At 40.7% G+C, this 8,302-nt stretch carries 8 protein-coding genes; 6 read left to right on the forward strand and 2 right to left on the reverse strand.

Features of this window, described 5'->3' with window-relative positions; genetic code table 11:
- The 5 genes from ACZFYI_RS11200 to ACZFYI_RS11220 form a co-directional block, all read left to right on the forward strand.
- Positions 1–695: aldehyde dehydrogenase family protein (locus tag ACZFYI_RS11200; RefSeq protein WP_462524215.1), on the forward strand; the 695-nt coding region annotated here is incomplete at its 5' end.
- A 21-nt stretch (positions 696–716) separates the two neighbouring features.
- Positions 717–1,718 (forward strand): PDDEXK nuclease domain-containing protein, encoded by a 1,002-nt coding sequence (locus ACZFYI_RS11205; protein ID WP_462524216.1) that lies wholly within the window; start codon positions 717–719, stop codon positions 1,716–1,718.
- 1 nt (position 1,719) lies between these two features.
- Positions 1,720–2,718, forward strand: coding sequence for a 4-hydroxyproline epimerase (locus tag ACZFYI_RS11210; RefSeq protein WP_462524217.1), 999 nt, complete (start codon positions 1,720–1,722; stop codon positions 2,716–2,718).
- Between the two features lie 52 nt (positions 2,719–2,770).
- Positions 2,771–3,805, forward strand: coding sequence for a hypothetical protein (locus ACZFYI_RS11215; protein WP_462524218.1), 1,035 nt, complete (start codon positions 2,771–2,773; stop codon positions 3,803–3,805).
- Between the two features lie 67 nt (positions 3,806–3,872).
- Positions 3,873–5,117, forward strand: a complete 1,245-nt coding sequence (locus tag ACZFYI_RS11220) for an NAD(P)/FAD-dependent oxidoreductase (RefSeq protein ID WP_462524219.1) — start codon at positions 3,873–3,875, stop codon at positions 5,115–5,117.
- 40 nt (positions 5,118–5,157) lie between these two features.
- Here ACZFYI_RS11220 and ACZFYI_RS11225 read toward each other — a convergent pair whose 3' ends face one another.
- Both ACZFYI_RS11225 and ACZFYI_RS11230 read right to left on the reverse strand, forming a co-directional pair.
- A complete protein-coding gene (locus tag ACZFYI_RS11225; RefSeq protein WP_462524220.1) occupies positions 5,158–6,348 on the reverse strand; it encodes an ATP-binding protein in 1,191 nt (396 codons plus the stop codon).
- Positions 6,349–6,465: 117 nt separating this feature from the next.
- Entirely contained in the window at positions 6,466–7,047 is a 582-nt protein-coding gene (locus ACZFYI_RS11230; RefSeq protein WP_462524221.1) for a hypothetical protein, read from the reverse strand.
- Between the two features lie 238 nt (positions 7,048–7,285).
- On the opposite strand from ACZFYI_RS11230, the gene ACZFYI_RS11235 reads away from it, so the two are divergent.
- Positions 7,286–7,834 (forward strand): hypothetical protein, encoded by a 549-nt coding sequence (locus tag ACZFYI_RS11235; protein ID WP_462524222.1) that lies wholly within the window; start codon positions 7,286–7,288, stop codon positions 7,832–7,834.
- Positions 7,835–8,302 lie beyond the last annotated feature (468 nt).

Raw genomic sequence — 8,302 nt, forward strand, 5'->3', positions numbered from 1 at the left:
CATTGACCCTTGGTGTCGGGCAGTTCTGTACCAATCCGGGATTGATCTTTGTTCCAAAGAGTTTGCAAAAAGAATTTGCGGCAGCTGTCAAATCAGAAATCGAAGACATCGCCGCTGCGCCGATGTTGCACGAGGGAATCGCAGATGCGTATTACAATGCGCTTCAATACCTTCAAGGACGCGAAGAACTCGAATGGGTAAAAGTGGCCGCAGCCAAAGACCTTATTAAAGGCCATCCTGCTTTGGCCAAAATAAAAGCTAAAGATTGGTTGGCAGATAACAAATTCCAACAGGAAGTTTTCGGGGCATTTGCGCTGATGGTGGTATATGAAGGGGAAGATGATTTGCTGGCAATAGCCCAAAAACTCCACGGACAATTGACCATCACCATATGGGCAGAGGAAGAGGAACTCACCGACAAACTCTATCTGATCAACTTATTGGAAGAAAAATGCGGAAGGATGCTCTACAAAGGCGTTCCGACAGGAGTGGAAGTTGGCTATGCCATGCAGCATGGAGGACCTTATCCATCTACTTCTGACAGTAGAAGTACTTCCGTAGGTGTATATGCCATCAAGCGCTTTGCAAGGCCAATTGCCTTTCAGGATATGCCTTCTGTACTCCTGCCTGATGCATTAAAAGACAACAATCCATTAGGAATCTGGAGGACTGTTAACGGGGATTTTAAAAAGTAAATTCTAAAGTGTAAGTCTTAAATGCAGTTACCAAACCGGAATTATATTGACTTAATCGATAGGATTGGCTTTACAATTCTAAGGGCTAGAGAAAATGCTATAAAGGCTATTAATCTTGAGTTGGTAATAGCCAACTGGGAGATTGGGAAGAATATTGTGGAATTTGAACAAGGGGGCAAAGAAAAAGCCGAATATGGTAGTGCATTATTGACTAATCTTTCGAAGGATCTAAAATCCAAATATGGAAAAGGTTTTAGTAAGAGTAATATTTACCTTTTTAGACTCTTTTACATCAAGTATCCAATTTTCCAGACACTGTCTGGAAAATTGAGTTGGAGTCATTACGCTGAATTATTATCTATTTCAGACGATCTTGAAAGGAATTTTTATGAGAAACAAAGTGAAAAAGATAATTGGAGTTTCCGGGAATTAAAGAGGCAAATAAATTCAGCATTATTCCAACGGATTGCTTTAAGCAAAGATAAAGCCGGGGTATTGGAATTGGCAAGAGATGGTTATGAGGTCCTTATTCCAAATGACATTATCAAAGATCCTTACATTTTTGAGTTTTTGCAGATTCCGCAAAATGAGATTGTCAAAGAAAAAGGATTAGAGGAATTATTGGTGAATAACCTACAAAAGTTTCTGTTAGAGCTTGGAAAAGGATTTTCTTTTGTCGGTCAGCAATATAAAATTACACTTGACAATGAACATTATTTCATTGATCTGGTTTTTTATCACCGGATTTTAAAATGCTTTGTATTGGTTGATTTAAAAACAAGAAGGGTAAAGCACCAGGATATTGGTCAAATGAACCTTTACTTAAACTACTTCTTGGAGGAAGAAAACACTGAAGGGGAAAATCCGCCGGTGGGAATCATTATCGCTGCTGATAAAAATGAACTCCTCGTTAAATACGCTACTGGTGGTATTTCAAATAAAATATTTGTTTCAAAATATCAGCTATACCTTCCAAACCGTGAAGTTTTGGAGGAAAAAATCAAAGAAATAATAAGTAAGTAACATGAAATCAACCTTCTCCTGCATCGACGCCCATACCTGTGGCAATCCTGTACGTGTGGTCTCGGGTGGTGTGCCTTTTTTGAAAGGGAAAAACATGCTCGAAAAGCGTCAGTATTTTTTGGAAAACCTGGATTGGATCCGGACAGGGCTTATGTTTGAACCTCGGGGACACGATATGATGTCGGGATCAATGCTTTTCCCACCACATGATCCTGAAAATGACTTTGCGGTGCTTTTTATAGAGACCTCAGGTTGTCTTCCTATGTGTGGTCACGGAACTATCGGTACCATCACCATCGCCATTGAAGAAGGTCTGATCCATCCCAAGACTCCTGGATTTTTGAGAATGGAGGCTCCGGCAGGATTGGTTTTGGTTTCCTACAAACAGGAAGCCAAGAAAGTCAAATCCGTCAAACTCACCAATGTCAAAAGTTTCCTCGCCGCAGAAAGCCTGGAGATCGAGATCGAAGAACTCGGAAAACTCACCGTGGATGTGGCTTACGGCGGCAACTTCTATAGCATCGTAGATCCGCAAGAAAACTTTCCTGGCTTGGAACATTTCAGGGCGGAACAGCTGATCTCCATGGCAAGGAATCTCAGGCAAAAGATGAATGAAATCTATGAATTTGTTCATCCGGAACATTCCCAAATCCGGGGCTTATCCCATGTAATGTGGACCGGAAAAACCCTCGATACAACAAGTACCGCAAGAAATGCTGTATTTTACGGAGACAAAGCCATTGACAGGTCACCCTGCGGCACAGGCACTTCAGCCCGTATGGCGCAGTGGTTTGCCAAAGGACTTTTGAAGCCCGGAGATGATTTTATCCATGAGAGTTTTATCGGGTCCAAATTTACAGGGCGGATAGAAGAAGTGACTGAGATCGGCGATAAACCCGCTATTGTACCAAGTATCGAGGGGTGGGCCAAAGTCTATGGCTACAATACCATCATCTTGGATGATGATGATCCTTATGTGCATGGATTTCAGGTAATTTAGAATAAGATAGCCACTACCAATCGGTGGTAAATAATCAAAGAGGAAACCAAAGATGAGATTATTAGCAAAATGTATGTTGATTTTCCTTTTCCCGGTTTTTTGGGCGGAAGAAGGCGCTGCATTTCAAAGCTCTACCTTGTTTGGTCCCGAAACACCTTTGGAAATGGAATTGGTGACTTCTTTGAATGAACTCAGACTTTCTAAATCTGATACGGTATTTTTTGCTACTTACCTGCGCTATAAAACCGAAGCGGAGGATTGGGATTCCGTCAGGGTGGAACTTCGGGCACGCGGCAATTCCAGGAGAACCAAATGTAATTTCCCACCCATAAGGATCAAAATCCGAAAAAAGGATTCCAAAAACACGATTTTTGAGGAAGACAAAGCCCTGAAACTTGTACTTCCATGCCAAGTAGCAAACAGCTTCAATGACATGATCCGAAAGGAATACATCTGTTATAAGTTTTACGAAACGATCACACCTTACCATTTCAGGACGAGGTTGGTCAATCTCACCCTGACAGATTCAAAGGAAAGGAAAAGCAAAACGCATAACCTCACTGCTTTTTTGATTGAAGACGATGACAAAGCAGCGAAAAGGTTCGATGGGAAAATTTCAGATGCCAAAATGGTCCGACCGAATTTCATCAACGATACAAGTGCCTTGAAACAGGATTTCTTTGCTTTCATGATCGGAAATACAGATTGGTCCAATACAGTGCAGCACAATGTGAAGATCATGGAGAAAATAGGAAGCAAGCATATTCCGTTTCCTTATGATTTTGACATGGCTGGAATAGTGGGTGCTCCCTATGCCATTCCTTATGATTATCTTCCCATCACAACCGTGCAGGAAAGACTTTATCGGGGAATCTGCCGGGATCCTGCTTTGGTCCAATACGTCAGAAACCTGTTTATCATAAAAGAGCAGGAGTTTTATGATATCATGGCCCGGTATGAAAATGATATTTCAACAAATGATTATAAAGTAGCTAGAAACTACCTTTCCGGGTTTTTCGAAATCATAAAAAATGACAAGCTATTCAATAGCCAAATCCTTTCTAAATGCCAACCTGATACCTATTGAAAATTAAACCCAAACCTTACCCAAATCTTGTCTCTTGTCTCGAATCTCACGTCTATTGTCTTAAAGCATGAAACCAACCATCATCATCGGCGGCGGTATCGTCGGTTTGTTTACAGCATATTTTCTCCAAAAATCCGGAACTGAAGTCATCATTATTGACAAAGGTGATATGCAGGTCAACTGCTCCACCGGCAATGCCGGTATGATTGTGCCGAGTCACATCATTCCATTAGCCGCTCCCGGAATGATCAGCAAGGGGATTTCTTGGATGTTTTCTTCCAAAAGTCCCTTCTATATCCATCCTAGATTTGACCGAAAACTGTTGCAATGGTCTTGGTTGTTTTACCAATCTGCCAATAAATCCCATGTCGAGAAAAGTATTCCCTACCTAAAAAATCTCAGCTTGATGAGCAAAGCTTTGTATCAGGAATTTAACGCCGATCACAAAGATTCTGATTTGGGTTTGGTAGAAAAGGGGTTGATGATGCTCTACCAAACAGCCGAGGTAGAAAAAGAAGAGGTTGAATTTGCCCATTTGGCGCAGAAACATGGCTTGGCGGCAGAAATCCTCAGTCCGGAAGACATCCGGAATATCGAACCCAACCTTGAAGTGAAGGCAAGGGGTGCAGTATTGTTTCCGGGTGATGCCCACCTTTCACCGGCTGCTTTGTATGGGTTTTTAAAAAAGTTCTTATTGGAAAAAGGGGTTCAGTTCAAAGGCAATGTAGAAGTTACAGGATTTGAAACCAATTCGGACAAAGTCATTGGGGTATTGACTTCTCAAGGAAAAATCGAAGGGGATAAGTTTGTGCTTTGTGGAGGCGCTTGGTCATCCGAACTGGCCAAAATGCTGGATTTTTCACTGCCGATGATGGGAGGAAAGGGCTACAGTTTTATCCAGGAAAACAAGCCCGAAATCAAGCAGGCAAGTATTCTGACCGAAATGAAAGTAGCCGTCAGTCCATATGAAAATCAAATCCGCTTTGGTGGCACGATGGAAATTGCCGGGACGGATGAGTCCATCAACATCAACCGGGTCAAAGGAATCTTTGAATCCATCAACCGGTATTATCCGGATTTTCAATCCAAATTTCCCGAAACCGATCAGATTTGGAAAGGCCTGAGACCCTGTTCACCCGATGGTTTGCCGTATATCGGCGCTGCACCCAAGTGGAAAAATGTCCTTGTCGGCAGCGGGCATTCCATGATGGGAATCAGCCTCGCTCCTGCCACAGGAAAGATCCTTGCAGAACTGCATGCCCAAAAAACCCCAAGCATGGAATTGGCAGGTTTTAAGGTGGATAGGTTTTGATTGAGTTATAAAAAATTCGCCTTTATCCAATTTTAAAGTTTCAATACAGAAATCCAAAAATCCAAAGTGGCAGGGAACCTATTGGAAATTCCACATCATCGTTTACCACATAACTTTCTTTGATATCCTCTATCTGTTTTTTGCCTTTATTTTTTCCACCTATTTCGAAAGTCCATTTATCATCTACCAAGAAATCTCCTTTTGGTGCATAGGAAATTTGGTGGCTTGAAGAAACCTGTGAGGCAAAGAATGTTTCCCTTAAATTGCCCTGATCAGGCTGATCTGTATTGAATACAAAGGCAAGATTGGTGTTTTCAAGATATATCTTCTCAGGTTTCTGCATGATAGCAAGGCTGATGCCTGAATGATAGAGTTGACGTATAAGCTTAGCTTGTTCGAGAAAATGAAGGTAATTGATAACCGTATTTCTATGTATTTGAACTTTATCGGCCAAGGCCGAAATGTTTGGCTTCATCGGGACATTTGAAGCCAATACGTACAAAAACTGCAGCATTTTTTTTGCATTGCGGATATCGAAGTCCTTGAGTTCGGCCATGTCAAACTCTACAATGGTCCGTATCAGTTGCTGAAGCCGAATGTTAAAACCCTGTGGATCTTCAAATGAGAATGGATAGTACCCCATTTTCAAATATTCAGAAAAATGTTCCAGAGGTTTAAATCCAATATTGAATTGTTCCTTCCAAAGCCTATCCGGAGACAATATTTTTTCAATTGGAATTGGGTCCCACCTTCCGATCTTTTTGAATTCCAGGAATTCCCGATAAGAAAGTCCCGGCAGCTCATGCATCAAAACCCTCCTACTCAGGTCTGCTTCCTCCCTGGAAATATCAATGATCGAAGAGCCTGTAAAAACCACCTTAAGGTCTGGATAAAAATCATAAAGATTTTTAATGTGAGCCGACCATTGAGGGTATTTGTGGACTTCATCCAAAAACAAAAATTTACCCCCTTTTTTCATGAAATCTTCCACAGTTTCCACCAAAGAATGGGTACTGAAATATAAAGCATCTAAGCTGAAATATACGGCTTGTGTTGAAGGCAAGTTCATCTCTTTCAGTTTTTGTAGCATCAAAGTAGTCTTACCTGTTCCTCTCGCTCCCTTTATTCCGATGAGCCTATTTTCCCAATTTATCCTGTCAAAAAGAAACCTACGGTATTCTAGTGAAGACCTTTGGACCAAAGATTCTGATTTCTGAAGTAGAAGTTCCATCTATTGTATATTTAGATGTACAAAATTATAATAAAAATGTACATTCAAATGTACAAAAACATTTATAAAATGTATATCAGAATGTACAAAAATTGATTTGTGTCTAAAAAAGCAAGGTCATTCCTCAAAAACCTGATCTTCCGCATCGATAATTACCCTTGTAAACCTGATGATACGGTCTATTTCTTCCCATGAAAAACCCAAATTTCCCTGCGAGTGGGCAAGTGCATCCCGCAGCTGACCGATGTCATTCATCATCTTGACAAATCGGTCTCTGCTATACTCCGGATCAAATTTTTTGAAACGCTGGTTTTTGGAAAAGATAGAACCCAAGTCTCCGAATTGCAAACATTGAACCAGATCGATTTCTTCCTCTCGGCTTTTTTTCCACTCGTATAGAGAGCTGGCGCTAAGGAACCTCTTTTCTGAAATACTATCTTTCCAATTTGGAATATATTTTCGGATCAGTTCTTTTAGGTGCGTTTCCAATATGCTGATCAATCCAAAAAATCCGATCCTGAGTGGGATTTTGTCAAGATCTGTATTGGTGACGATATAAGCGATTTCTCCATCTTCTTCAATAAAATATCGCCTTTTTTCAATCAGCATTCTGAATGCGACCAAAAGTGGAGTTTCAGAAGGCATGATATCTTCCTGAGGGATGGGTATGGGAGATTCATCCCCGATATCAAATTTCATTAAAACACCATCAACATTTAAAAGAGCAGTTTGAAAGTTCCGTTTTTCCATTTCCTCCCTATAATTTCTCTGGTCAAAAACCAATATGGTCTCAGCAATTGGTAAAACATTAATCTGCTCTTCGAAAAGTAACTGGAGTCTTTCAAGTGATTTCATAGACAAGGTCCAAAGTGGTTGTGAAAATATAAAAATAGCATTTATATTGACCGAATTATCTGTAAACAAAACTGATTATTTTATGTCAGCAATGGAATTGGGAATCGGAAGTCAGGTCAGACATCCAAAATTTGGAAAAGGCGTAGTCGTGGAGGCAGATGCCTCTTATTACAAGATTTATTTCAACTTTATCGCAGAGGTCAAAACCATCGCACGGGACTTTCAGCATTTTGAGCTGATCGAAAAGAAAGAGGCAGAACCGATTCCGTTCAACTTGTCAGATATCGAAAGGGCAGTAGAAAATGCCATCAAAAAAATCCCTCCGGCGGAAGCTCTTCCAAAAGTCAGCATGGCGCAAAAGTGGCTTAAAGGTACCATGATTCTGAATCCCTACAATCCCGAACTGAGTAATAAGGAAGTTCCGATCGCCACATTTTTCCACAAGATCGTCATGGTCAGAGAGCGGCTCCGCGTCCTCGAGCAGAATATCAACAACCACGAAAAACTCGACGATCAGGACAGGATTGCATTGCAGCAGTACATCACGCGGGCATACGGTTCCCTGACCACCTTCAATGTACTCTTCGCAGACAAAGATGATTACTTCAAAGGTGCAGGGAAGGAGGATTGAAAAAGTGAGTAGTAAGAGGTGAAAGGTATAGGCGTTTACTTTGTGACGGGAGGAGTTATTTTGGCCATTTTCCCTTTAATATTTGCTTTTAAGCTGAGTTTGGTTTTTTTGCTGTTAAGATTTGGGATTTGTCCAAATAATAAGTCCGATAGATGGCTTAGGTGTATAATGAAATCCCTTTAGTTTTATAAGAAATCTTTCCACAATAATAAAAGAAAGCAAAGCCGTTATCAGCAATTCCACCTACTTCAAAAAAATTGACCTCTTATGGTAACGGTTTTAAAGGAACCTTGACTCTTTTTTGCTAAATTACCAAAGTCTTTGAAAGGCCGATTAATCGAAACCTAGGCATCGAAATCAGCATAATTTGAGGGTTTTTCTTTACGTTAGTCAGAACGATAAAATAAAAAAATCCCAGTTAACAATCAAATTTTAGATATGTCACCACTTGCAATGGTCTTCACACTC

This window comes from Aquiflexum sp. (assembly GCF_977115555.1).